The 25207-nt window shown below is 62.1% G+C and carries 17 protein-coding genes; 10 read left to right on the forward strand and 7 right to left on the reverse strand.

Going from position 1 to position 25207, the window contains the following annotated elements; translation table 11 throughout:
- Positions 1-23: 23 nt before the first annotated feature.
- The 3 genes from ACIPZG_RS15540 to ACIPZG_RS15550 all read right to left on the reverse strand — a co-directional run bounded on the left by ACIPZG_RS15540 (position 24) and on the right by ACIPZG_RS15550 (position 3489).
- A complete protein-coding gene (locus tag ACIPZG_RS15540) occupies positions 24-1211 on the reverse strand; it encodes a hypothetical protein (RefSeq protein ID WP_400715164.1) in 1188 nt (395 codons plus the stop codon).
- A gap of 63 nt (positions 1212-1274) precedes the next feature.
- Positions 1275-1745, reverse strand: a complete 471-nt coding sequence (locus ACIPZG_RS15545; protein WP_400715166.1) for a VOC family protein — start codon at positions 1743-1745, stop codon at positions 1275-1277.
- Between the two features lie 124 nt (positions 1746-1869).
- Positions 1870-3489: an NADP-dependent glyceraldehyde-3-phosphate dehydrogenase gene (locus ACIPZG_RS15550; protein ID WP_400715167.1), complete on the reverse strand. Its 1620-nt coding sequence runs from the start codon at positions 3487-3489 to the stop codon at positions 1870-1872.
- A gap of 138 nt (positions 3490-3627) precedes the next feature.
- On the opposite strand from ACIPZG_RS15550, the gene ACIPZG_RS15555 reads away from it, so the two are divergent.
- The gene (locus ACIPZG_RS15555; RefSeq protein ID WP_400715169.1) at positions 3628-5232 is read left to right on the forward strand and encodes a putative bifunctional diguanylate cyclase/phosphodiesterase; all 1605 of its coding nucleotides are present in this window, start codon (positions 3628-3630) and stop codon (positions 5230-5232) included.
- Between the two features lie 4 nt (positions 5233-5236).
- Here the strand turns inward: ACIPZG_RS15555 and ACIPZG_RS15560 are convergent, their stop codons facing one another.
- Positions 5237-8842, reverse strand: a complete 3606-nt coding sequence (locus tag ACIPZG_RS15560) for a dermonecrotic toxin domain-containing protein (protein ID WP_400715171.1) — start codon at positions 8840-8842, stop codon at positions 5237-5239.
- A 313-nt stretch (positions 8843-9155) separates the two neighbouring features.
- Between ACIPZG_RS15560 and ACIPZG_RS15565 the strand changes: the two genes are divergently transcribed.
- The 7 genes from ACIPZG_RS15565 to ACIPZG_RS15595 all read left to right on the forward strand — a co-directional run bounded on the left by ACIPZG_RS15565 (position 9156) and on the right by ACIPZG_RS15595 (position 16425).
- Positions 9156-10310, forward strand: a complete 1155-nt coding sequence (locus tag ACIPZG_RS15565; RefSeq protein WP_400715173.1) for a hypothetical protein — start codon at positions 9156-9158, stop codon at positions 10308-10310.
- 69 nt (positions 10311-10379) lie between these two features.
- Positions 10380-11498, forward strand: coding sequence for a glycosyltransferase 61 family protein (locus ACIPZG_RS15570; protein WP_400715175.1), 1119 nt, complete (start codon positions 10380-10382; stop codon positions 11496-11498).
- A 335-nt stretch (positions 11499-11833) separates the two neighbouring features.
- Complete coding sequence (gene eppA / locus ACIPZG_RS15575) at positions 11834-12010, forward strand: EPS-associated small membrane protein EppA (RefSeq protein ID WP_400715177.1); 177 nt, start codon at positions 11834-11836, stop codon at positions 12008-12010.
- Positions 12011-12318: 308 nt separating this feature from the next.
- The gene (locus ACIPZG_RS15580) at positions 12319-12876 is read left to right on the forward strand and encodes a polysaccharide biosynthesis/export family protein (protein ID WP_400715179.1); all 558 of its coding nucleotides are present in this window, start codon (positions 12319-12321) and stop codon (positions 12874-12876) included.
- Between the two features lie 70 nt (positions 12877-12946).
- Entirely contained in the window at positions 12947-14017 is a 1071-nt protein-coding gene (locus tag ACIPZG_RS15585) for a hypothetical protein (RefSeq protein ID WP_400715363.1), read from the forward strand.
- A gap of 21 nt (positions 14018-14038) precedes the next feature.
- The gene (locus ACIPZG_RS15590) at positions 14039-15607 is read left to right on the forward strand and encodes a GumC family protein (RefSeq protein ID WP_400715181.1); all 1569 of its coding nucleotides are present in this window, start codon (positions 14039-14041) and stop codon (positions 15605-15607) included.
- Positions 15608-15618: 11 nt separating this feature from the next.
- Entirely contained in the window at positions 15619-16425 is an 807-nt protein-coding gene (locus ACIPZG_RS15595; RefSeq protein ID WP_400640953.1) for a CpsD/CapB family tyrosine-protein kinase, read from the forward strand.
- Between the two features lie 295 nt (positions 16426-16720).
- Here the strand turns inward: ACIPZG_RS15595 and galE are convergent, their stop codons facing one another.
- The 3 genes from galE to ACIPZG_RS15610 form a co-directional block, all read right to left on the reverse strand.
- Positions 16721-17683, reverse strand: coding sequence for a UDP-glucose 4-epimerase GalE (gene galE, locus ACIPZG_RS15600; protein ID WP_400715183.1), 963 nt, complete (start codon positions 17681-17683; stop codon positions 16721-16723).
- 66 nt (positions 17684-17749) lie between these two features.
- On the reverse strand, positions 17750-20344 hold the full coding sequence (locus ACIPZG_RS15605; RefSeq protein WP_400715185.1) for a glycosyl hydrolase family 5: 2595 nt from the start codon (positions 20342-20344) through the stop codon (positions 17750-17752).
- Complete coding sequence (locus ACIPZG_RS15610; protein WP_400715187.1) at positions 20341-21876, reverse strand: O-antigen ligase family protein; 1536 nt, start codon at positions 21874-21876, stop codon at positions 20341-20343. The genes ACIPZG_RS15605 and ACIPZG_RS15610 overlap by 4 nt, the downstream gene beginning before the upstream one ends.
- A gap of 100 nt (positions 21877-21976) precedes the next feature.
- Between ACIPZG_RS15610 and ACIPZG_RS15615 the strand changes: the two genes are divergently transcribed.
- Together ACIPZG_RS15615 and ACIPZG_RS15620 are read left to right on the forward strand one after the other, a co-directional pair.
- Complete coding sequence (locus ACIPZG_RS15615; RefSeq protein ID WP_400715189.1) at positions 21977-23353, forward strand: oligosaccharide flippase family protein; 1377 nt, start codon at positions 21977-21979, stop codon at positions 23351-23353.
- Positions 23354-23650: 297 nt separating this feature from the next.
- Positions 23651-25117: an FAD-dependent oxidoreductase gene (locus ACIPZG_RS15620; RefSeq protein WP_400715191.1), complete on the forward strand. Its 1467-nt coding sequence runs from the start codon at positions 23651-23653 to the stop codon at positions 25115-25117.
- Positions 25118-25207: the final 90 nt, after the last annotated feature.

Here is a 25207-nt window from a genome sequence, read left to right on the forward strand (position 1 = left end):
CGGCGATAGGCGCGACGCGGTCTCTAGCGCTCGCGCATGAAGAACCCCGCCACATACTTGCGGAAGGTCTCCAGGCTCTTGAAGTCGGCAAAGCGCTTGAAATTCTCGGCATCCGGCTCCGGCCCGAGGGGTTGTTCCAGCAACGAGACCGACAGCACCCGGTCCTGGTCCGACGTCAGCACCAGTTCATCCATCACCTGGCCACCGATCACCGGCCGGCGCATCTGCACCTTCACACCCTTGCTGGCCATCCAGTCGATCAACGAGACCAACGCCTTGAGCGGCTCTCGTTCTTCATCGCGGTAAACCGGGAACAGGTGCGCGCGTGACAGTACCGGTACGCTGGCCACATGGATCAGTTCATAGAAGTGGCTACCGGCCGTGGCAGGGGAGTACACCGCCAGGGCCAGCAGCGGCCCCGACGCCCGGCTGCCACCCCAGTACAGATGGTGCCCCTGGAAGTCGAAGCCGTCCTCGCTGCGATTGTTGAACAACTTGCGCCCGCGGATCTGCTCGACGCAATCGAGCATCAGCCCATGACGACGGTGGTTGCCGAACACCGTGGCTTCGCGCAGGCGTGCCTTGAGCATCATCATGTGCTTCATGTCCAGCCGGGTTTCCAGGTAGTTGCTGGCGGGCACCCGTTCGAGCAGGGGGTAGCGGCTGGCGACGCTGCGCAGTTCGGCGAACTGGGCGGTAAGGTCTTTCTTCAGGTGCGTGGCGTACAGGTTCAGGCCACTGGTTTCCAGCCAGGTCAGCAACAGCGACAGCAAGCGTTGCTGTTCGCGGCGCTCGCTGCCTTCGCCGCTGCCAGCAGGGTTGTCGCTGGCCTTGGCAAAGTCGCCGATCAGCCGCAAGGGCGTATCGGGTGCCAGCCAGGCGGCGGGCGTCGTGGGCTGCGCCTCGCGCTCCGCCTCCTCGCGTTCGTCCTTGGTGAACGGGCAACCGGGCGCGTGCTCGGCGGTACCGGGGTTGTTCTTGAGAAACAGCGTGCCGGTGTTGCCGTTGAGGGTGACATTGAGCACCGGCAGTGCGTCCTTGCGGCAGTCGCAGGCCAGCCACTGGTTGGCGCTACGCACCTTCATCAGCAACTGGTTGGCCTGCAACAGGCGGGGGCCGGCAAGGTTGCCGCTGGCGAAACCCGCCAGCAGTTCCTCTTCGGCCGGTGTCAGGCTGCGCACCTGCGCGGCGGTTTTGTCGATGATTCGCATGAGGCAGCTCCCAGCTACGAGCCCCAAGCTTCAGGCAAAGTCGCGCCGCTTTCAACCTGGCGCTCAGCTGCCGCCGAACATCTTGGCGGCGCGGGCGCGGATTTCTTCGGGGCTGAGGTCTTCCTTGTGGGTGGAGACGAACCACAGGTTGCCGAACGGATCCTTGAGCGTGCCGCTGCGGTCACCGTAGAACTGGTCCTTCACTTCGTGCAGCTGGGTGCCACCGGCGGCAAGGGCCTGGGCATAGACCTTGTCGCAGTCCTCGACGTACAGGTGCAGGCCAACGGCAGCGCCGTCGAGCTTCTGGCTGGCGGTGAGGCCGCCTTCCATGTTGTCGCAGGGGTCGGCCAGCATCAGCGACGAATCGCCGATCTTGAGCTCGGCATGACCGACTCGACCGTCCGGGCCTTCGAGGCGGAACATCTCCACTGCGCCAAAGGCTTTCTTGTAGAACTCGATGGCCTTGGCGGCGTCCTTGATGGCCAGGTAAGGGGTGATGCTGTGCTGGCCTTCGGGAATGGGTTTGGCTGCCATGTTCAGTGCTCCTTTTGACGGGGTTGCAAAGGGGGCACGTCGCGTGCCCCTGTTGCATAGAGTCGTTTGCACGGGTGAAAGATCGACAGGACTGCTAGACCGATTGTCTATAAATGGCCGACGTTCAGAAGATGTAATCGGTGGTCAGGAAGCTCGACTGGCGGTTGCGGATGATCTCACTGATCAGCGTCTTGTTGGCCTCCTGGAAGCGGGTCGCCACCAAGGTGCGGATCGAGAACACGCGCAAGGCGTCGTGCACTGACAGCGTGCCTTCGGCGCTGTTCTTGCGGCCGTTGAATGGGTAGGTGTCAGGGCCGCGCTGGCACTGGGCATTGAGGTTGATGCGGCCAACCTGGTTGGCGAAGATGTCGACCAGACTGCCGATGGTCTGCGGGTCGTTGCCGAACAGGCTCAACTGCTGGCCGTAGTCGGAATCGAGCACGTAGTCGATCACAGTCTGCAGGTCGCGGTAGGGCACCACCGGCACCACTGGGCCGAACTGCTCCTCGTGGTACACGCGCATGTCACGATTCACCGGGTACAGCAGCGCCGGATAGAAGAACGAACCACGGCTTTGCCCGCCGCCTTCATTGAGCACCCGCGCACCCTTGGCGGTGGCATCGGCCACCAGGCCGTCGAGGTAATCGACCTTGCCAGGCTCCGGCAGCGGGGTCAGCGCCACGCCCGGCTCCCAGGGCATGCCCGGCTTGAGCGCGGCGAGCTTGCGCTGGAACTTGTCGAGGAAGGCCTCGACCACGTCTTCGTGCACGAACAGGATCTTCAACGCCGTGCAGCGCTGGCCATTGAACGACAGCGCGCCGGTCACGGCTTCGTCGACCGCGTTGTCCAGGTCGACCTGGGGCAACACGATGCCGGGGTTCTTGGCATCCAGGCCCAGGGCCGCACGCAGGCGGTGCGGGCGAGGGTGGAGCTTTTTCAGGTCGCTGGCGGCCTTGTGCGTGCCGATGAAGGCGAAGACGTCGACCTTGCCGCTGGCCATCAAGGCGCTCACCGTTTCCCGACCTCGGCCATAGATGACATTGATCACCCCCGGCGGGAAGCTGTCGCGGAAGGCTTCTAGCAACGGGCGGATCAGCAGCACGCCGAACTTGGCCGGCTTGAACACTACCGTGTTGCCCATGATCAGCGCCGGGATCAACGTGGTGAAGGTTTCGTTCAAGGGATAGTTGTAGGGCCCCATGCACAGTGCCACGCCCAGCGGCGCCCGGCGGATCTGGCCGAGGGTGCCTTGTTCGAGCTCGAAACGGCTGGAGCGGCGGTCGAGGTCCTTGAGCGCGTTGATGGTGTCGACGATGTAGTCGCAGGTGCGGTCGAATTCCTTTTCCGAGTCCTTGAGGTTCTTGCCGATCTCCCACATCAACAGCTTGACCACCGCCGTGCGCTGTTCGCGCATGCGCGCAAGGAAATTTTCCACATGCTGGATGCGTTCGGCCACGCGCATGTTCGGCCAGCTGCCGCGGCCCTTGTCGTAGGCCTGCACGGCGGCGTCGAGGGCGGTCAGGGCGGTGTCGGCGTCGAGCAGCGGGGCGCTGCCGAGGATGACCTGGCGTTCGCCGTCGGCCTGCTTGAGCCACACGGGGCTGCGCACCGTGGCCAGCGGGCCGTCCCAGCGCCTGAGTTCACCGTTGACCAGGTAATCGCGTTGCTCCAGGGGGTCGCCCAGGTGCCACGCCTCGGGGATGTCGTCTGGGCTGGGAAACAGCGAATCGAGCAGGGGATCCATGGGTGCCGCACCTCGCAAGTCTAGGTAGGTGAATCGCTTCAGCTTCGAGCATGCACCTGGCCAAAGAAAAATACCAGTCTGGCTCAACATTGCCGGACGTGCGCCGATACAGAAGCAATCGACCGCGCTCGCAGGCTTATGATCCCGTCCAATTCCCCCTCTCCAGAAGAGCAGAAGCCGACCGTCGGCACGCTGCGCCAAGCCTTTTGCCGCTGCTTGCCGGCGGGTTTCGCCGTGGCCGGCGTCGGTGCATCGGCATGGCTGGGGCAGCAGGCCATCCAGCGGCACGAGGACGGATTGCAGGCCGGTCTGTTCGTCTCACCCGTGTTCTGGTTCGCCCTGGCCTGCACGGGCCTGACCTGTCTGTTCATCAAGCAGACCCACCGCAAGCAACGCCTGCTGCAGCAGCGCAACCAGGAACTGCGCCGCTCCCAGGCGCAACTGGAGCGGTTGGCCCACTACGACACCATCACCGGCCTGCCGAACCGGGTGCTGTTCCAGCAGCAGCTGGCCGAGGCGATCCTCAAGGGCGATGGCCTGGCCGTGCTGCTGCTGGACATCGATGGTTTCAAGCAGGTTAACGACAGCCTCGGCCACGCCATGGGCGACCTGCTGTTGCAGCAAGCCACCGCGCGCTTTCTGCAAGAGCTCGATACGTCCGACCGGGTGTGCCGCCTGGGCGGCGACGAGTTCGTGTTCATGCTGCGCGGCACCCAAGGCCAGATCAGCCACCAGCTGGCCCACTTGCTGCGCTGCCTGCAGCGGCCGTTCGACCTCAATGGCAACGCCGCGCTGGTCACCGGCAGTATCGGCCTGGCCTGGTGCCCGCAGCACGGGGCCGACGTCGGCAGCCTGCTGCGTCACGCCGACACCGCCATGTATGCCGCCAAGGAAAGCGGGCGCAACGCCTGGCGCCCGTACCATGCCGACATGACCGCGCGCCTGCAGCAGCGCCTGGACCTGGAGCGCAACCTGCGCCGGGCCTTGCAGGCGAACGAGTTCGAGTTGTGGTACCAACCCAAGGTCGACCTGTTCAGTGGCTGCCTGGAGGGCGTGGAAGCGCTGCTGCGTTGGCGCGACCCGACCCATGGCCTGGTGTCGCCTGCCGATTTCATCCCGTTGGCCGAGCGCACCGGCCTGATCATTCCCTTGGGCGAGCGGGTGCTGGAGCTGGCCTGCGCGCAGATGGCCGCCTGGCGCAGCCAGGACCGGGTGCCGGGGCCCATGGCGATCAACGTGGCGGCGCTGCAGATCGAGCGCAGCGACTATGTCTCAAGCCTGGCCCAGGCCCTGGAGCGCCATGATCTACCGCCGAATTTGCTGGAGGTGGAAATTACCGAAAGCCTGCTGATGGAGAGCCAGCAACAGGCCTGCGCGGTGCTGGCCCAGTTGCAGGCAATGGGCGTGACCACGGCGGTGGACGACTTCGGCACCGGGTATTCTTCCCTGGCCTACCTGCGGGCACTGCCGATCGACCACCTGAAGATCGACCGCGCCTTCATCAAGGACCTGCCCCACGACGACGATGCCGTGGCGGTCGCCAGGGCGATCATCGACCTGGGCCATGCGCTGGGCTTTCGCATTACCGCTGAAGGTATCGAAACGCAGGAACAGTACGACTTCCTGCGCAACGCTGGCTGCGACCAGGGGCAGGGATACTTGCTGGCCCGGCCGATGCCGGCGGCGGACCTGGCGCGCTGGCTGGCAGCCCGCCGCGAGCAGGGCCGCCAGGCCGGCGCATGAGCTTTCAGAGATCCAGCAACAGCGAGGCCGACGTGGCCAGCGCGCGATCCCGGAACTCGGCGTCTTCATCCATGCGCTGGAGCGCTGACCAGATCGCCTGATGGCTGGCAGCGACATCGTTCTCCTCGGCAACGTCATCGATCAGCAGGCGCAATTCACGGCGGTAGTGCAGCGGTACGCGCGACCACAGCTGCCGCTGGTTCGCGCTCGCGTCCAGTAGCAATGGCTCGTACTCGAAATCCGAAACCAGCAGATCGGTGCCGTGGCGCTGATAGTAGTCTTCGATCTGTTCGCGGATTGGCAAGCCCAGCGTATCGCTCTCCAAGCTCAGGGCATTGGCGGTTGCAGTGGGCAACACGAACCCTGCGGGCAATCGCACGAAATGGTTGTCCGACAGATCGATGACCCTGGGGGCGGTGAAATGCTCCAACCCCCTTGGCAGGTCCGAAAGGCTGCACTGAACCATGAACAACGATCTGATCGTGGTCATCCGTGTCATGTCGGGTGCATTGATCAGCCGGTTCAGTGACAAGTCAAGCACCTGCAGTGAGCTCATCTGTTCCAGCGTCGCCTGGGCCTGGGCATCCCATGTGAGACGGTTGCCCTCCATGTCCAGCCAGGTCAATTGGTAGGCATCGGGAACCTGTGGCAGCCGCTCGAACCCGCAACGACCCAGGATCAGCCTACGCAGGTTGGGCAGGCGCTCGAACCAATGCGCCGGCAACTCGCTCAAGGGTGAGTTGCCGCCAAGGTCCAGCTCGACCACATGCTCCAGGCCGTTGGGCATGGGCAGTGTGGCCAGATCGAGGTTTTCCAGTCCGAGGCCAGCCAGGTCCAGGTTAGGGATCAGCTCGCCATCGGGCAGGCGCAGCATCGAGTTGTACCGCCAGCTGTTGAGTAGGGCGGTACTGGCACGTTGTCGACGCGCCGCGCCGGCAGCCCACTGCTCCAGGTAAGTGCGCAATTGCTGCAAAGCGGTTTCGCGTATCCGCAGTTCAAGCTCCGGCGAGCGCATGGCGCGTTGCCAGTCACTGCGCAGCTGATCGACTTGTTCCGGTGTGATGGCCGGGTATAGCCGGCGCAGGCGTGCTGGCACCGAGTCATTGAAAAACGGTGAAGGTGGCGGTAACGGATCCAGCGGAGCGCCACCGAGCAACCTTAGGCGCGGCGCCGTGCGGTTGGCCGCCGATCCCCACAGGCGAGAGGGCCAGCTCGAACGTTCCGCGCCAGCCACTTGCTGCACGCGTTCGCGCAGCGCGCCGACTTCGCCCCATTGCTGCCTGAGCGCAGGCGGCACAGCGGCATACAGTGCCTGGAAGCGGTCAGTGAACAAGGGGCCGGCTGCCGGGCGTTCGCCCCGATACACCTCATACCCCTGATTCGATTTGATCAGCACGGCACGCTGGCTGGCCTGGGGAGAGCCGAAGCTGACGAGCAACTCGCCGCCAGGGCTGGCGGCGCGAATTTCCAGGTGAAACTCACTGGGCCATTCGCCCAGCCGTTGGATACAGGCAAGCAGCAAGCGATCGCTGTCGACACTTCCCAGGCCGGGCTCATACAGGCCCTCCAGGGCTCTGGCCAGTGCACGCTCATGCCCGGTTTCAGCCAGCGCTGCCAACGGCGATTGCAGGCTCTCCCGTTGTGCAGCCGAGAGTTCCGGCAGGCGCTTGGCCAACGCCAGGCGCTGCAAGGTTTCGGTCAGCAAGGGGGGCGTGGTGGCCCCCGCCAGGTGGACGGCCTGCAACTTTGCGCGATCCACGCCGCTGATGATCAACGCATGTCCTAGCGCAGTGTCATCCAGTGCGCCTGTATCCAACCCCAGGCGTCGCACGGCCTGGCTGTCAGACCAGGCCTGTGGCACTTCGTGTTCTTCGCGCCAGGCACCCTGGCCATTGTGTTCGAGCAGCGGCTGGTAGGCCTTCGGGTTGTCAGGGTGGACGATGCGCCAGCGCAGCGTCTTTTCGTCAAGACGCACCTGACACAGCTCATCCCCCAGGCGGATGAACCGTGAGCCGCCCTGCAGAAACTGGCCCGTGCTGTCGGCTGCAAGCGCCTCGTGGAGCTGGACGGCGCTTGCATAACGCGAGAGGTCCGCATCCCAGAGGCGCCTGCTGCCATCCGCCAGCTCCACCGGGTTCAGTTTTTCCATCAATGGGCTGCTGAACAATGTGGGCAGTACCTGGCCGGCCGCGTGCAAGCCGCCAACCAGCGCGAGGTTGAGGCCTACGGACTCCAGATGCCGCAAGGCCAGATGGCGATCGCCGATGCTCCATGCCTCGTAGCCTTCGAAGACCTCGCCCAGCAGTTGGCACACCATGACCGCTGTCATGCAGGTACCCAGGCCAGGGATGAAGAAGCCGGCGAGCATCAGGGTGTCCATGCCCAGGCTTTGCCACTGGGCAACACGACGCTGGCGGGCCTGCTCGTCGACCTGAGCGGTGGGGACTGCCAGCAGTGCGGCTTCAGCCTTCAGGCGTCGGACATGCTCGGCGTAGCGCCAGGGGAACAGCGGTGAGTCGAGCGTCGTCAGGCTCAGGTGCAGGTCGAGGGTGTCGCCATCCGTGTTCTGCTGCAGCAGATCGAGTAAACGATAGTGCTGTGCCCTCTCCACATAGCGCAGGAATGCGTTTCGAGTGGTGGGTTGCAACAACCCTGTGGCCAGATGCTGGCGAAGGGACGTAACGCCGCTGAAGTGCAACAGGCTTCGCTCGCCGCCCGGGCAGTAAAACAGCAGTCCATCGCGCCCGTCGTCGACGACCAGCACTTCATGCAACGGAATATCGAACAGGGTGGGCTGCCAGCAACGCACAGGGCCTTCAGCTGCCAACGCGGCGATGACATCCCGTGCCAGGCCGTCGATGTCGTGACGCATGAAGGCCAGGTCAGCCGCCAGTTGCAGCTGCTCGCGCTGAACGTCGATAAACGCGGTGCTCACGGTGTCCGAATGGGTGTCGAAGCATGCCAGCAGGTGTTCCTGATAGCGCTGGCCAATATCCAGCTGTCGGCAGGTGCTGGCGAACACTTCGGGGGGCAGGTCAACTGGTTCGATAGTGACCGATTCTGAAGGCAAGTCGATATCGACCACTGTGTCACTGTCACCCAGGGTGGTCTGGCCGACCACGGTGATGGGGGTGAATTGTGCATTCCCCGCCAGCGCCAACGCGCTGTCGCGACCAAACTCGGCGCCGTATTCGAAATTGTGCAGGGCTGCTTCGAGCAGGCTCACCGTCGTGTGTTCGGTGACATAAGTACCGAACGTGAAGAGGTGCCGGACCAGCACCAGTTCGGTGGTACGCGCGGGTACGGATAGCCCGTGTTGAGTCTGCAAGGTGTGCATGAGCAGGCTTTCGGCGAACTCTGCAATGTTGCGCAGGTCTTTGAGCGTAACGGCCAAGGCCTGCTGAGCGCGATGCAGCCGTAGCTGGCTGGCGAGCACGGCCTCGCGCAGGTCGGGGAGGGCATTGGCGAACCAGGGCGCTTGCGCGTCGTCCAGGCCTTGTTCGGGCAGCAGACTTTCGCGCAGTGTGCGCCATTGTTCGACGTTGGCATGGGCAGACCAGGAAGGTAGTTGCTCGGCAATCAAGTGATGATGCGGATTGAGCGGGGACATGGCACGGCTCCTGCTGAAATGGACCTGCAGGAAGCCCTGAAGTGATGCCTCAGGCGCAGTAGATAGTTATCAATTGAATAAATGAATGGACAACGCGTAGGTGTCAGTATGTTTGACGTCATAAAACAAGGCTGGGTACTAGCAAAATGCCGCTTGCCAACCCGCGCGCTTGCATCTTAAATTGTTACTGAATATTAGGGCGGCAACGGTTAAATGTTACTGATTAATCAGTAAGTTATGTGGCTGTTTTTAAAAACCATCATAGTCTTTTGCGATACCACCAGTCGAAACATACAAAGGACGTCAAAAAAGAATGAAAGCGCATTTGGTGGCAGTGGCCCGCAAACTCATCTCGCCCTCCCTTCGTTACGAGATCAGAACCGTTTCAAGCATGTTACGGGACATGGCCGGTCGTGCCTGTTTCTGGCGGTGGGAAATCGCCCGTTTCCGGCTGCAGCAGACCAGCCCTTATGAAATTCTCTACATCGGCAGGAAGCAGCAGCGCGAAATGGCCAAGCTGCTGATCGGCGGCAAGGCGCCGCGAGAGGCCGGGGAGGTGACGGACCCCGAGGCACCCGCGGCGCAAAACCATGTGGTGGTGGTGAGCGAAGTGCCCACCGCCGGTGCGCTGTCGGTGCCTCATTACCTGAGCGCGGTGGTACCGCTGGGGCGCTCGCTGGACGACATCACCGGGCGCTACGACAGCGAGCTGCGCCGCAGCATTCGCAAGAACCGGCCGCTGTACCAGATGCGCCAGACCTTTGACGATGCTGAAATCGCCATGGCCGACCGCGACCTGTTGCGGCCCTATGCCACGGCACGCCAAGGCATCCATGCCGCGCAATTCGCCACCGAGGAAGTCTTCAGGTTGGCCAAGGGCGTGGGCCGGCTCGACCTGATCACCCTGAACGACGAAGTGGTGGCCTGCCACCTGGGCTGCGAGATCACCCGCGGCGGCAAGCGCTACTGGAGCACCTTGCGTTTCGGTTACTGCGAAGCGGTGTTTTCCGATGCCAAGCGCTTGCGCGAGGTCAACTCCATCACCACGTTCATGGCCCTGGAATGGGCCCTGGAACACGGTTATGACTACTACGACATAGGCCTTTGCCTGGCACGGCCCGATGATGGCTTGCTCAAATGGAAGCGCCGCCGTGGGGGCGATGTCGATTCCCTGGGCAATCACGCCTACCTGTTCGTGCGCTTGCCCCGAAACGGCACCGCGCAATTTCTGTGGGACACGCCCTTGTTCGCCATGGAGGGCAACAAGCTGACATTGCACCTGGGCTTGCCCGAAGGCACCACGGATGAAGAAGTGGCCAGCCGTTATCACGAAATGGTCTTTGGCGGGCTCCACAAGATCTATCTCTATGGCGCCAAAAGTGCAGGAGAGTCGTTCCTGGAAACCTTGCGCGCACGCTATGCCACCTTCCACTCACCGCCCCAGATGGAGCGGGTGCCTTCCAGCTGAGCACCCTGCCGGGCCGGTAACAGACCCTTTGCGCCAGATCCTTGACCCGTCACCCGTGGAGGCCGCGTCATGCAAAGCGACATCTCGAAACTCAGTGATTATCCGGTTGCCAGTGGCCATGCCTGGACCATGGCGGCCTACCGGCACATGGCGCGAAAGCGCCTGGCACGCCAAGCGGATATCGATCTGAAAAGCCTCGCTGAAAGAACCTGGGATGTCGCACCCGGTGAAATGACGTGTTCGCCGCCGGCCCTCTACCTGCCCAACCAGCTGGAGCGGGTCACCGGTTGGGAGGCCAAGCGTTTCTATCCCTATGTGCACCCGGTACGCACCATGGAAGGCGGCATTCGCGCGGAGCAGGGGCCGACCCGCGGCTACTTGCTCAAGGACGTCTGGCTGATCGATGGCGCCCTGTACAAAGGCAATGCCAGCCATTGGCTGTCGCTCAAGCCCAGCACCTTCCCGCGCATCGTCGTGGAACATGAAATAGACCGAGGCGCCGCCTACTGCACGCAAAATGGCAACACCTGGTTCGGCACTTGGCTGATGGAAGATTGTCCCACCTATGCCTTGGCCTGCAACGAGGGCGTACCTGTGACCACCGCGCCTTCGGCACGCTATCCCCTGTTCGCCCAGGGGCCGGCTTACGAGCAGTGGCTTGGCATGCAACCGTTGCGTTTGCGCAGTGCCTTCTTCCATGAACTGGTGCTGTTCGATGATGTGAGCAACAACCGCAGCAGGCATCAACGCTACCGTGCCATGGGCGACAAACTGTTGTCGCACGTGGATGCAGCGCCGCACCCAGGGGTGTTCCTCCTGCGGGGCAGCGACGGTGACCTGCGCTTGCTGCGCAATGAGTTGGAACTCGCCGAACACCTGCGCAAGCATCGCGGATTTCGCGTGATCAACCCGATGAAATCCGATGTGCCGACCATCGTGGCAGCCTGCGCGGGGGCGAGGACGGTGATCGGGGTGGAGGGCAGCCAATTGGTCCATGGCGTCAATGTGCTGCAAACCGGCGGTAATCTCCTGGTGCTGCAGCCACCGAACCGCTTCGTCAGCTATTACAAATACCTGACGGATCGTGATGGCCAGCACTTTGGCTTTGTCGTCGGTCAGCCCCAGGGGGAGGGTTTTACCGTGGACATCGACGAAGTCGAACGGACCCTCGACCTTTTTCCGTCATAAGCAGGGTGGTAAACGCAACGATTCGCACCTGTTCTCGCTGATGAAACACTTTAGTGATGGTCAAGGGCTGCTCAAGTCGCGTTTGACAAGCCTCGGAAACGGAACCATGAAACAAGCAATATTTCTGGATATCAACGACTTGCTATCGTTCGTTAGCGCTCGATCTGCGCTGCATTTTCTGCATGGCGGTAAATTGACGAGGCACAGGCTGGTCCATTGAATTTTATTATGGTGTCGGATCATTGACGTAGTGTCATTGTGCCCATAAGCTCCATTCAACAGCAGTCAAATCTTCAAACCAATCAACGATAATTGTCCTCTTTCAGGAGGGGAACATGCGCTCGACTTTGTTCATCAAATCGATCTTTTTGTTGGTGTTATTGAGTGGTGCGGCACGAGCAGCTGATTCCTACATGAACCAGTCGAACATTGTTCCCTTGACGACGGCGGGTTGGCTTTTTGCCTTTGCAGTCATTGGCTTCGTGGCGGTAGCCAATAGAAAGAAGATTTAAAGTTTTACCCTGTTCATTTAAATAAGTTTGTTTGATTTTACCGCGACGCCAGCAGCTTGATGCTTCAAGAATGTTTTCAGAAGGGTAGGGCTGGTGTGCGCTTGTCAATTTTCCAGCCATTGCTATATTCCACTAGCCAGCGCCTGAGGCGAGTGGTGGCAGAGGCAGGCAAAGCGGCATCGCGGTAAAGGGCCTCCAGGATTGGCAGGCCAGCGCAGCGGGTTTCACGTTGCGCAGTGGAGCGAGAGGTTTGCGGTTGTTCTCATTCAGTGCTCTTAACCTGGGCCGTTTGGCCGGAGGGATCCCTCATGGCGCGTTTGCTGATTTCCATGCTCTGCGTTCTGTGCGCCTGGTCTGGCGCGAGTGTCGCCAATGACCAAGGTGCGGCGTACCTGCTCAGCCCCGGCGACAAAGTGTTGGTCTCGGTCTGGCAGGAAGACACCCTGCGCCAGGAAACCGTTGTCCTCCCCGATGGCAGTATCACCTTCCCCCTGGCAGGCCGCATCGATGTGGCAGGCCTCGATGTGACCGCGGTGGCCAAGAAGGTCACCGACGGCTTGAAACCCTATCTCGCCGACCCGAACGTCAGCGTTGTCGTCACCGGCACTGCCGGCAACCTGGTATACGTTCAAGGCAAAGTGATCAAACCCGGCCCGGTGCCGATGGCAGGCCCTACCGCGGTGCTGCAGGCCTTGAGCATGTCGGGTGGAATGGACAAATTCGCCGACGAAAGTGCCATCAAGGTGATCCGCGGCAGCGGCCCTTCGCAAAAGGTACTGCCAGTGCGCTACAAGGATCTGGTTTCCGGGCGAGACATGTCCACCAACTTCCAACTCCAGGCTGGCGATACGCTGGTCGTACCTTGAATCTTCTAATAATTAAGAATTCCTAGTGCCTATTTTTCGACCGAAGCGTATGGCGGCGGCAATCATGATGATGCCGTTCGCGGGGGTGGTTAATGCCGCCATTTGGCAGTCCTCAGTTGTGGTTCCCACGACTGTCGAGTACGACAGTAACCCATTGCTCCTGACGTCCGAGGAGAAAGGTGTGACGCGTACCATCATTGCACCTGACTACAACCTGATCGGTCAGTTCGACCGCGACCAGCTGCGCCTGGGCATGGGGATGCATCTGCTGCGCTCATCCGACCGTTCGATCGTCGACGACCGCGAAGACCCCAACCTGAGCCTGGGCTGGCAACGCCAGACCGAAACCGGCGGTTTCGGTCTGCTGGCGCAGTACAACGAGAGTTCGACGCTGTCCGGTACGGTGCTCGATACCGGCGTGGTGACCACCGACGGCACCCAGAAGATGTCCTCGCTGACAGCCAACTGGAGCAGCACGGTCACCGAGCGCAGCACCCTGGCCAACGAAACCCGGTACAACCACGCCCGCTACGACATCGATACCCTGACCGGCTACGACGAGTACTCGAACTACTCGAGCTGGACCTACGCGTGGAGCGAGCGCACCGACATCATCAGCGGTTTCGAAGCCCGGCGTTATGAGCCGCAGGACACCACCACGGCCCTCGCCAGCAATAGTTATGTGCCGAGTATTGGCCTCAAGCACCAGTTTTCCGAGCGTTTCGAAGGCGCGATGCACGCCGGCGTCAATAAAACCACCGGCTCCGGCGGCGGGCGCCGCGGTGAGGGTGGGATGTCGCTGTTCTACCGTGGCTCGCGTGCCGAGGCCAGCCTGAGCGCCGAGCGCAGCACCGTCGCCAGCGCCGAGGGCGGTTTCGCCGAGCTGGACATGGTGCGCGGTGGCTGGAGCTACCTGGTCACCGAAACCAGCCGGTTGGGCGTCGATGCCTCCTGGCAGGACGCCAAGGGGGAAACGCCCAATACCTTGCAGACTTACAGTGTCTGGGCCAGCCGGGAACTCTCGCGGGCCTGGGACATGCGGTTTTCGTTGATGTACAAGGAGCGTCAGCAAGATGGCTTGCCAGATGCTGAAGCAACGATCGTTGGAATGACGCTGACCTACCGATATCCCGACATCTGACTTTTGCAAGGGCGGCCACTTATGAAATCCGAGTACGAGCTTTCCCTCAAAGATTACATCGCCATCATCAAGGACCGTGCCTTGTTGCTGGGGGTGAGCATCGTAGTCGTGCTGGCGGCGACCGTGGGCGTCGCGCTCAGTGTGCCGCCCATCTACCAGTCGACCGGCACCGTCCTGGTGGAGTCGCAGCAGATCTCGCCAGACCTGGTGTCGGCGGGCAACAACAGCTTTGCCGATGAGCGAATCGAGGTCATTCGCCAACGCGTCATGACCCGCGAGAACCTGCTGCGGATCATCGACAAGTACAACCTGTTCGCCGACAAGGGGAGTCGGTTCAGCGAAACCGACAAGATCGAACAGATGCGCAATGCGATCGTGGTGGCCACGCTCAGCACCTTCATCAAGGGGCGAGGCGAGGCCACCGTGGCCTTCACCGTGTCGTACGAGGACAAGCACCCGGAAGTCGCCAAGGAAGTGGCCGACGAGTTGGTGACGCTGTTCCTCAACGAGAACATCAAGCAACGAACCGAACGGGCCACCGAAACCACCGAGTTCCTGTCCCAGGAAGCGAACAAGCTGGGCGCCGAGCTGGCCGACCTGGAAAACCAGCTGGCTGACTTCAAGCAAGCCCACGCCAATGCCCTGCCGGAAAACCAGCAACTGCGCATGAGCATGCTGTCGCGTTCGGAGCTGGAGTTTCGTGAAGTCGACCGCGATTACAAATCGGCCCAGGAAGAACTGCGTTACCTGGAGCTGGAACTGTCCGCCGCCAATGCCGGGGCGAGCACCCCGGCTGCCAATGGCAGGTCGACAGCGGTCGACCAGGCGCAGGACCTGCCCAGCCTCAAGGCCGAGTACGCCCGGCTGTTGACCAAGTACAAGGAAGCGCACCCGGACGTGCAGGCGGTCAAGCGCAAGATCGACCTGCTCAAGGCCTCGGGTGAAAAGGGCATCGCTGCCGCAGCGTCGATGAACCTCGATGCGGCCCGGGTGCGGACCAAGATGGCAGCGGCGCAATCGCGCATCGCCTCGTTGGCTGAACAGAAACGCCAGCTGACCACCAAGATGGAAGGCTACGAGGCAGACATACTCGAGGCGCCGCAAGTGGAGCGCGGTCTGATTACCCTGATGCGCGACCACGACAACGCACGCAAGAAATATGAAGAAATTCGCAACAAGGAAATGGGCGCGAAGATCACCGAAAGCCTGGAGCAGGAAAACAAGGCCGAGCGTTTCGTACTGCTCGAGCCGCCGCTGATGCCGGAAAAACCGATCAAACCCAACCGCAAGAAAATCGTTGCCCTGGGCCTGGTGCTGGCACCGGCGGTGGGCGGTGGGCTGGTGATGTTGCTGGAGATGCTCAACCAGCGGGTGCGCGGCGTCGGTGCACTGGAAAGCGTGCTGGGCAAGCGGGTGCTGGTGGCTGTGCCGTACATCGCTACCCAGGCCGACAAGGCCAAGCGGCGAAAATGGCTGATGCTGATGATCGTCGCCAGCTTGGTTCTGGTGGCTATGCTTCTGGTGGTCGTCCATGTGTTCTACATGCCGTTGGACGTCCTGCTGTTTAAAGCTATGGCGCGGTTTGAATAGGGAACTCAGCAATGGACAGAATTACGCCGGCTATTGGAAAGAACCTTCACCAGATTTCCCCCACACCCATAGAAACACCGAAAGCGCCGTTGCTGGCGGACAAGCCCGAACCCCTGGGCCAGTTCGACTACGTGCAGACCAAAGTGGTACCGCTGCGTGCGGAGCACCTGGAGCGCAATCGGATCGTGTCGTACAACAAGAATTCGAACATGAGCGGGGCCATCGACCTGTTGCGCACGCAAGTGCTCAAAGCCATGGACGAGAACGGTTGGCGCACCCTGGCGATCACCTCGCCGACGCCTGAGGCCGGCAAGACCGTACTGGCGGTGAACCTGGCCATGAGCATTGCCCACCACACCACCAAGACCGCCTTGCTGGTGGACTTCGACCTGCGCCGGCCGCGGGTGGGCAGCAGCCTGGGCCTGCCGATGGACAAGGCGCTCAACGAGGTGCTCAGCGGCAAGGCCTGGCTCGAAGAAGTGCTGGTCAACCCGACGCTGCCACGCTTCGTGGTGCTGCCGACCCGCGAGCCGATCCCGATGTCGACCGAGATGCTGTCCTCGCCCAAGGTGGACAGCCTGATCACCGAACTGCGCGACCGGTACGATTCGCGTATCTGCATTTTCGACCTGCCGCCGCTGCTGAGCTCCGATGATGCGATCACCGTGCTGCCGAAGTTCGATTGCGTGTTGCTGGTGGTGGCCAACGGCATGAACAGCAAGAAGGATATCGAAGATTGCCTGTATCACCTGGCGAACGCGAACCTGGTTGGGGCGGTGTTGAACAAGGCGGATGAGCCGCTGCGGACTTATTACTGATCCAGCCTCGTCTGTGCTCTTGAGATCGAGCGCCGCCCGCGCGGCGCATCGCGGATAAATCCGCTCCTACATTTGTTGCAACGTACCTATGCCTGATAGGCCATGGTTGCCTGCCTTGTGGGTACGACACGATATCTCGGCGGGCGCCAAAAAACAGACAACCATGGCCTGACAGACCGTGGCACGTTGCAACAAATGTAGGAGCGGATTTATCCGCGATGCGCCGCGCGGGCGGCGCTCGATCTCGTACACGCTACAAAAACCAAGGCAACCGCGCCCGTCGCATTCATGCGCTTCACCGCCAAGGAAACTTGCACTCCCAGCGCCACGCATGGCCGACAATTTCTTCCAGCGTTGCAAACCGTGGTTGCCATCCCAGCACACGTTTCGCCCGCTCGGCATCCGCCACCAACCGCGCCGGGTCACCCTCCCGGCGTGACGCTTCGATCACCGTGATCGGCCGCCCCGTGACAACCCGCGCGGTATCGACCACTTCCTGCACCGAAAACCCCAACCCATTGCCCAGGTTGAAAGCCGCACTGGCGCCACCGTCCAGCAGATACGCTACGGCCAGCGCATGCGCCGACGCCAGGTCGGCGACGTGCACATAATCGCGGATGCAGCTGCCGTCCGGCGTGTCGTAGTCATGGCCGAACACGGTGATTGCCTCACGCCGCCCAGAGGCCGCCTGCAGGATCAACGGAATCAGATGGGTTTCCGGCTCATGGCGTTCCCCGAGCGATCCCTCGGGATCGGCCCCGGCCGCATTGAAGTAGCGCAAGCACACCGACTTCAAGCCATACGCCCGGTCGAAGTCTTCCAGTATCTGCTCCACCATCCATTTGCTGCGCCCATACGGATTGATCGGCGCCTTGGGGTGTTGTTCATCGATGGGTATGTACTGCGGGTCGCCATACACGGCAGCGCTGGAAGAGAACACGAGGTGCTTGATATCGGCGCGGACCATGGCCTCAACCAGGGTCAGAGTGGCCGCGACGTTGTTCTGGTAGTACTTGCCGGGCTCGCTGACCGACTCGCCCACCTGGATGAAGGACGCGAAATGAAACACCGCGTTGAAGTGGTAGTCGGCGAACAACCGGTCCAGTGCACCTGCGTCGGCGATATCCAGCTCGACCCATTCGACATCGGGCGCAGGTGGCTCGATATCTGCCACCACCACTTCATGCCCCTCGTTCACCAGGTGCTTGACCATGTGTGAACCGATATAACCTGCACCGCCGACAACCAAGTACTTCATCCAATCCTCCTGGAACAGACGCAGCGTCGAATGCCTGGAATACAGGTCTGAATTGACTCTAGATGGCTATTTCAAGAACAGCCAGTTGGCCATGTTCCGGCCGTCGAAGGTGATCAGGTAGCGCCCATCCTTGTAGGTCGAAGCCAGTGCCTGTTCGCTGCCGTCGGCCTGGCGGCTGTACAGTTTCAGGCCCTTGGGCGCCTGGATGCTCAAGGTGCCTTCCAGCGGTTCGACATGGAACGGGGTCATGTCGTCGGGCCTTGGCACGGCACGGCTGCCCAGCGAAATCAGCAGGCTGTGCGACTGCTTCAACGGCTTGGCGTCCAGGCTTTGCACCACCACGCTGGCGTAGGCGGTTTTCAGCTGCACCGCGATATCGCCGAGGCGCAAGGACTGGCCGCCGAGCCAGCCGGTTGCGGCCTGGGTCAGCGGGGTGTCGATGGTGTAGAGGCCTTGTTGCCAGTTGCGCTTGAGCTCGCCGGTGTCGCTGGTCGACTCGCTGGCATTGGCGTCCAGCAGCGACTGGTCAGGGTCGCGCAAGACCTGCGCATCACTGGGCATTGTGCCCGCCTGCAACCAGGGCAGCGCGGGCGTTTGCGGCAGGGCGATCTGCAGCCGGCCTTTTTCCATGGCGGTGCGCAGCAGCACCGAGTTGGCGGGTGTGATGGCCCGGTTGAACAAGGTTTCGGCGCTGGGTGCGAACACGTAGTGAGTGGTGGCCAGTTGCACGTCTTCACGGCGGTAGAGCAAGGCTGCGGCGGGGAGGGTGGCGATCATCGCCGGGTCGTTGTAGGCATTCCAGTTGTCGGCCCGGCGCCAGCCTTCGATGAACGCTTGCTGGCTGTAGGCATATTGCATGATGGCGTCCCAACCTTGATGGCTCGCGGTGCCGGCCACGTACAGCGGCAGCGAGTGGCGGTCGGGCAGGGGGAAGGGCTCGGCGTTCCATTCGGTGACGGTCATCGGCATGCCCAGCACCTGGGCGGCGCCCAGCCAGTTGATCATGCCGTCGCTGGTCAGCGGGTTCTTCTCCAGCTGGCCGATGCCCCCGTAGCCATGCGCATCGATCACGTTGCCTGCGGTCAGTGCCGGCAGCGCGGCAAGGCCGTTGCCACCCCAGGTGCTGGTGGTGACGATGGGCACTTTCACCCCCAGGGTGCGCAGGTGGTCGATCATGTCGACATTGAAACGATGCTCCAGCTCGTTGAGGAACAGCTTGCCAGGCCCAGGCTCCCAGGTGCGCCAAGTCTTGTCGGCAGGCAGGTTGGCGCGCGCGGCGAAGGCGTTGGCCTGGTCCATGAACAGCTGGTTGTGCTTGGGCACGCCCTTGTCCGGCAGCAGGGCGTTGCCGAAGTGCTGGGTCACGTCGTTTTCATTGGTGATGAGCACGGCGGCGACCGCCGGGTCATCCTTGTACGCCAGGCCGGTGAAGCTGTTCACATGGGTCAGGTACTGCTCGGCGAAGCGCTTCATCGCCTGCTGAATGGCCACGTTCACATAGGCATAGCCCTTGATTCCGGCGTACTGCTCGCCCTTGGCGAGCTCGTCGAAGGCATAGATGCCGTCATTGACGGTGACGATGCGCTCCACATGCAGGTCGAGCCACACGTAGATGCCTTCGTCTTTCAGGCACTTGATCCACCAGTCGATCTTCTTCAGCGATGCCGCGCTCAGCTGCTGGGTATCACGCAGGGTTTTGACGTCGCCAAAGATGTTCGGGCTGACCCAGGGCGAGTCATGGTGATGCAGCCGCACCAGGTTGAACCCCAGCGCGGACAGGCGCTTGGCCTGTTGCTTGATCTCATCGTCGGGGGTGTTGAACAGGGCGTAGGCCGAGAGGTTGGTGCCCCAGAAGCGCGCAGGCGTGTTGTCGGCGAACTGCAGCTGCTCGCCGGCAGCCTTGACGAAGCCGCGTTTGCCGGCGGGTTTCTCTGCCGCGTTGAGAAACGACAGGTCTACCGGCGAGGTGCGCCAGCCCAACTGGTCGTCTGGCCAGCGTGTGGTGTCGGCCAGGCCGAAACGTTCGGTCGCGGTCGGGCCCAGCTCGATATCGCCCGTCAGGTTCAGCACCGCCTTCACTTGCTGTTGGCCGGGCACGATCGGGTCGGTGTAGAAAAACGCACGGATTTCCGAGGTGTCGCCGCGCTCGAAATACACCTTTGCCAGCGCCGGCTCGAAACGCAACTCGATGCGCCTTGCAGCGTTGCCCCACGACCAGCCGCGGTTGCCGGGCAACAGCTGCGGTTCACCCATTTCTGCGCTGAACAGGGCAGGGTCGAAGCGGAACACCATGCCGCCGCCCATCACACCACGGCGCAGGCTTCGGGCGTTCAGGTCGAACGCCCAGCTCAGGGTCTGTGGCTGCGGCTTGCTGATGTCTGCCGCCAGCTCGAAATCCAGCTGCGGGTTCTTGCCGTTGAGCGTGTAGCGGTAGGGCGCGTTGACCTTCAATGCCGTGCCGAAGCCGGTCCAGCTCCAGTCGGGCCCCCAGAAATCGAAGCGTGCCTGCATGGCGGGGCTGCCGCCGCGGGTCACGCTGGGCAGACCATTCTGTTCGTCGACGCTGACGGTCCAGGCCGAGGACCAGGCGAGTGCCGGCAGCGACAACAGACCCACGAGTAGCGAAGCCCTGACCTTCGGGCGCAGACCAATCCTTGTCATGAAAGTACCTGGTTGGTGGGCTGGGCAGTGCCCAGCACGGTGGATTCACTGCTCCTGAGCCTGCGCACCATCTGCACGTAGGCCACGCCCAGCCCGCCCACCGACCAGTACACCACCGGGATGACGGTAATGCTGCTGACGGTGAAGATGATCACCAGAATCCCGAGCAAGGTTGCCAGCAACGTTCGGCCCAATCGTCGGTGTTCGTCCTCCTTGTCGGGAAATGCCCGCAAGGCTTTGTACAGCGCCAGCAACACGCTGGCGAAGAACGCCACGAACAGCGCCAGCCCGACCAGGCCAAAGCGCAGCGCCAGGCTGATGTAGCTGTTGACGATGTCGATGATGCCTTCGCCCTGGATCATCGTTTGCATCTCGGGGGTGTTGCGGAAGTCGAACGAGCCAAACATCGGGTTGCGCTGGATGGTGATCCAGGCGTTGTCGAGCAGGCGCTGGCGGTAGGTGATGTTCTCTTTTTCCAGGTTGCCGACGAACGGCAGCAGGTCGAGCACTTTCTCGCCGCCGGGCAGCAGGGTCAGCAGCGGCAACGCCAACAGGCCGGCGCAGGCCAGCAGGGTCAGGCGCTTGACGGCGCCTTTGCCGGTGGCGATGAACACCGCAACGATGATCCCCGCGCCGATCCAGGGCCCACGCGACAACGGCACGACCAGCCCTGCGGCCAGTAGCAGGGCGCCCATGTAGCGCTGCAGGCGGTTGCGCACATAGCCTTGCACGAACAGGTACATGCCGATCGCCACGCTGATGACGTAGGCCAGGGCGATCGCCTGGCCGGTGGTGGCGCTGGCCCGCAGCGAGCCGCCGCGGCTGAGGTAGCTGGACATGCTCCACTGCATCCCCATGGCGCTGATCAGGCCGTTGTACAGCAGCCAGTGACGGGCGAACTCGGCCACCGCGATGATGGACAAAAGGAACGCGGCGAGGACGAAGGCGAGCAGGGCGTCCTTGAAATCCTGCACGGTCTTGAGCCCGCGGCTGGCGACGTAGTAGGGCAGGAACACATCGAGATACAGCGACACGGCCTGGCGCAGGGTATCGGTGACCGTGGTTTCGCGCAGGTAAATCAAGGTCATCAGCACCAGGCTTGCGGTCAGCAGCTTGTCTGGCAAGAGGCGGCCGAAGCGCACGGTGTCGTTCTGCTTGCTCAGGGTCAACGCCGTCGGCAGCAGTACGCACAGGGTGAGGATACGAATATGGTTGAGTTCGATCACGTAATTGATCACGCCAAACCCGGGGATATTCATCGAGGCCGGCGGAATGGCGAACACCAGCATGAAGAACAGCGCCATGGGGTTGTGTTCCCGGCGCCTGGCCAGCACCAGCGTGACGATGGCCGCCGCGGTGTAGACCCAGAAGCTGAAGGAGAAGAACGCCAGCAGGGTAATCAGCAGCCACAGATTGCGCCGCCGCTTGAAGTCGCGGTCGGGAATCAGGTCGCTGGCCGGTCGGCGGGCCAGGAAGAACACCACGCTCGCGACAAACAGAATGACGACTAGCGCACGAAATTGTTCAGGCATGGGCTACAGGCACCTATAAATTCTGTCGGTGGACGACGGCTAGCGTCATGGCTAATTGAAACTATAGTGAGTTCTAGCCATTCAGTCAGAGATTGAAGTCATGCCGTCGATTGAAGCGTCAGCAGCTGGGAGTCTGCGCAAGCGTGCAATGGGTGCCGGGGCATGGAACCTGGTGTCTTTGCTGGCCTCACAGGGCATGCGCCTGGGTGGCAACTTGATCATGGCACGTCTGTTACTGCCGGAAATGTTCGGGGTAATGGTCATCGCCACCACCGTTTCGGTACTCCTGCATCTGCTTTCCGACGTCGGCTTGCGCCAGAACATCATCCAGAGCCCCCGTGGCGACGACCCGTTGTTCCTCAATACCGCCTGGACCGTGCAGATTCTGCGCGGCCTGGTGCTGTTCGGCCTGACGCTGGTGCTGGCGGTGGCAGCCTGGTTCGCCCAGCAGGCCAACCTGTGGCCCGCCGCGTCCACCTATGCCGCGCCGGAACTGCCCCTGGTGCTGGCGGTAACCGGCGTGCAGGCGATCATCTGGGGGTTCCAGTCGACCAAGATGGATGTCGCCGTGCGAACTTTCCAACAGAAGCGCGTGGTCCTGATCGACCTGGCTTCGCAGGTCATCGGTCTGGTCGTGATGCTGGTGATCGGTTGGTTCACCCGCTCCATCTGGTCCCTGGTCGCCGCAGGCGTAGTGGCCGCCCTGGCTGGCACGGTACTTGGCCATACTGCCTTGCAGGGGCCGGGCAATCGCTTGCAGTGGGACCGCACTGCGCTGACCGAACTGGTCAATTTCGGGCGTTGGATCCTGCTGTCATCGGTGGTCGGCGTGCTGGCGATGTACGGTGACCGGATCTGGTTCGGCGCCAGCATGACGGTGGCGGAACTGGGCGTGTATTCGATTGCCGTGCTGATCCTCGGCTCCCTCCAGACCGGCCTGATGAAGCTGTTCGGTGCGGTGGCCCTGCCGGCGTTCAGCGAGGCGACCCGCGACGGCGACAAAGACCGCCTGCGCACCCTGTACGATCGCTTCAAGCTGCTGGTCGACCTGGTCATGCTGTTCGTCTGCGGGGTGTTCCTGACGGGCAGCCCGCTGCTGATCGGCTGGATGTACGACGAACGCTATGTCGACGCAGGCCCCATGCTGGCGATCCTGTCGCTGTCGTTCCTGACCCTGCGCTATACCTTGACCCACCAGATCTGGATCGCCCTGGGGCACACCAAGTACCAGGCCATGGACAACATCATCCGCGTGGTCTCGCTGTGGGTGCTGCTGCCCCTGTTGCTGGCCATCGGCGGGCCGCGCCTGGCGATCTGGGGGGTGGCGCTGCATGCCTTGCCGACGTTGGTGCTGATCGTCTACGTCAATCGAAAACTGGACATTCTCAATATCAAACGCGAGCTGATGGTGCTGCCGATGGTGCTGATAGGCGCCCTCTGCGGCGAGCTGGTGGTGCGCTTCTTCGACTGGATCTAGCGGACCCGACGAAAAGGGTGACCCGAGCGATGGGCAGGGTAGCGCATCGCGGATAAGTGACTAGGATTCTTAAGAAAATGGCACGGGTCTGGGGATCATGGGGAAGCTTAAGTACTGCGCTGCGCCGGGTCGTAGGGGCTTTCTGCGCAATTGTGTCCTGTTGGGGGTAGGTGGTGCGTTGTTCGGCGTGGCGCCTGGCATTGCGCGCGCCGCCGCAGATGAATCCGTCGAGCCGAAGGGGTTTGTCGTGATCAACGGTTGGGTGTTGCCGTCCCAGTACTTCCGGAATCAGTAAACATGATCAACGACTACCAGACGCAGAAGACCCTGCGCGAAGACTACGACGTGTGCATCATCGGTGCCGGGCCAGCAGGCATCACCCTGGCCTTGCGCCTGGCACAGCGAGGCTGGCGCGTGGTGCTGATCGAAGGCGGTGGCCATGAGTACGCGCCACGCTCGCAGGAATTGTACAAATGCTCGTCCTCGGGGCTTGAGCTGTACGCCGAGGAAACCCGCCTGCGTTTTCTGGGCGGTACCTCCAATCACTGGGCCGGGCGTTGCCGGCCCTTCACCCCCTCCGACTTCGCCGTGCAGCCCCCGGGCGAACTGCCGGGTTGGCCGATCCCCTATGCCGAAATCGAGCACTACCTGCCCGCCGCCATGGACATCGTCGACCTGCCCCAGGGCAAGGACTTCCAAGCGCTCAACGGCGGGTTGAAGGGCGGCGACTTCGAAGGCGACCGCTTTCTGCTCAGCCCGCCCACGCGCTTTGCGCAAAAATACGCGACCGCGCTCAACGAGACCGACGGCCTCGATGTGTTTATCAACTGCAATTGCGTGGACCTTGAGTTCGACAAGGCCTCGGGCAGTTTGACGTCGGTGCAGGTGTCCGACTACGACCGCCATCGCCAAAGGCTGGTCGCCAAACACTTCATCCTCGCCACTGGCGCGATCGAGAACGCTCGCCAGCTGCTCAACAGCCAGTCACTGTCGGCGGCCGGTGTGGTGAGCGGGGACGGCCTGGTGGGGCGCTGCTTCATGGAGCACCTGAACATCGACATGGGCACGTTCATCCTCGGTGAGGGGCAGGACACCGGTACCCATCAGTACTACACCACAGACGCCTTCATCGCCGAGTACCACGCAGGCAAAGGCAATGTCACCACGTCGGTGCTGGACGATGTCAGGACCTACGGCAGAACGGCCGAGGTGAAATATTTTCTGGAAAACCTGGCCTGCAAAATGGGCGTGGCGAGCAAGATCGCCTTCATCGCCAACTTCAGCTGCCCCGGCGACGGCGTCATCGGCACCATGATCGAGCAGTTCCCCAACTTGCACAGCCACCTCTCGCTGCTGGATGAAAAGGATGCGTTGGGGGTCGGCAAGGTCAATGTCAACTGGGAACTGAGTGAGGGTGATCGGCATACGATCAAATGCATCGGCAGCGAGCTGGCCAAGCAATTCGCCGAAATGGGCCTTGGCTTCGTCAAGTTGCACGACTTCGTCTACGACACCACCGTGCCCCTGAAAATCCAGCCGCATGCCCACCATATGGGCACCACGCGCATGGCCGCGACGCCCGAGTTCGGCGTGGTCGACCGCGACTGCAAGGTATTCGGCACGCAGAACCTGTATGTCGCCGGTAGCAGCATCTTTGCCACCAGTGGCGCGTCCAACCCGACGATGCCACTGCTGCAGTTCGCCCTGCGGCTGGCTGACCACCTCGACGAGAAGATGAAATCCACCCGCAAGGCGGCGGTATGAGCCGCAAGGGAGCGTGCCCCGGCGTGACGTAACGGCAACAGTGTGGTTGACAAGGGTTGAGTGCGATGCGGTCAGCAACAAGAAGAACGA

This window comes from Pseudomonas sp. NPDC089395 (genome assembly GCF_044749525.1).
Taxonomy (GTDB): Bacteria; Pseudomonadota; Gammaproteobacteria; order Pseudomonadales; family Pseudomonadaceae; genus Aquipseudomonas.

Bases quoted from the DNA above. Each gene is read 5' to 3' on its own strand.
- ACIPZG_RS15545 (WP_400715166.1), bottom strand. From the start codon at position 1,745: ATGGCAGCCAAACCCATTCCCGAAGGCCAGCACAGCATCACCCCTTAC.
- ACIPZG_RS15615 (WP_400715189.1), top strand. From the start codon at position 21,977: ATGCCGTCGATTGAAGCGTCAGCAGCTGGGAGTCTGCGCAAGCGTGCA.
- ACIPZG_RS15540 (WP_400715164.1), bottom strand. From the start codon at position 1,211: ATGCGAATCATCGACAAAACCGCCGCGCAGGTGCGCAGCCTGACACCG.
- ACIPZG_RS15555 (WP_400715169.1), top strand. From the start codon at position 3,628: ATGATCCCGTCCAATTCCCCCTCTCCAGAAGAGCAGAAGCCGACCGTC.
- ACIPZG_RS15570 (WP_400715175.1), top strand. From the start codon at position 10,380: ATGCAAAGCGACATCTCGAAACTCAGTGATTATCCGGTTGCCAGTGGC.
- galE (WP_400715183.1), bottom strand. From the start codon at position 17,683: ATGAAGTACTTGGTTGTCGGCGGTGCAGGTTATATCGGTTCACACATG.
- ACIPZG_RS15620 (WP_400715191.1), top strand. From the start codon at position 23,651: ATGATCAACGACTACCAGACGCAGAAGACCCTGCGCGAAGACTACGAC.
- ACIPZG_RS15565 (WP_400715173.1), top strand. From the start codon at position 9,156: ATGAAAGCGCATTTGGTGGCAGTGGCCCGCAAACTCATCTCGCCCTCC.
- ACIPZG_RS15550 (WP_400715167.1), bottom strand. From the start codon at position 3,489: ATGGATCCCCTGCTCGATTCGCTGTTTCCCAGCCCAGACGACATCCCC.
- ACIPZG_RS15605 (WP_400715185.1), bottom strand. From the start codon at position 20,344: ATGACAAGGATTGGTCTGCGCCCGAAGGTCAGGGCTTCGCTACTCGTG.
- eppA (WP_400715177.1), top strand. From the start codon at position 11,834: ATGCGCTCGACTTTGTTCATCAAATCGATCTTTTTGTTGGTGTTATTG.
- ACIPZG_RS15580 (WP_400715179.1), top strand. From the start codon at position 12,319: ATGGCGCGTTTGCTGATTTCCATGCTCTGCGTTCTGTGCGCCTGGTCT.
- ACIPZG_RS15595 (WP_400640953.1), top strand. From the start codon at position 15,619: ATGGACAGAATTACGCCGGCTATTGGAAAGAACCTTCACCAGATTTCC.
- ACIPZG_RS15590 (WP_400715181.1), top strand. From the start codon at position 14,039: ATGAAATCCGAGTACGAGCTTTCCCTCAAAGATTACATCGCCATCATC.
- ACIPZG_RS15610 (WP_400715187.1), bottom strand. From the start codon at position 21,876: ATGCCTGAACAATTTCGTGCGCTAGTCGTCATTCTGTTTGTCGCGAGC.
- ACIPZG_RS15585 (WP_400715363.1), top strand. From the start codon at position 12,947: ATGCCGTTCGCGGGGGTGGTTAATGCCGCCATTTGGCAGTCCTCAGTT.
- ACIPZG_RS15560 (WP_400715171.1), bottom strand. From the start codon at position 8,842: ATGTCCCCGCTCAATCCGCATCATCACTTGATTGCCGAGCAACTACCT.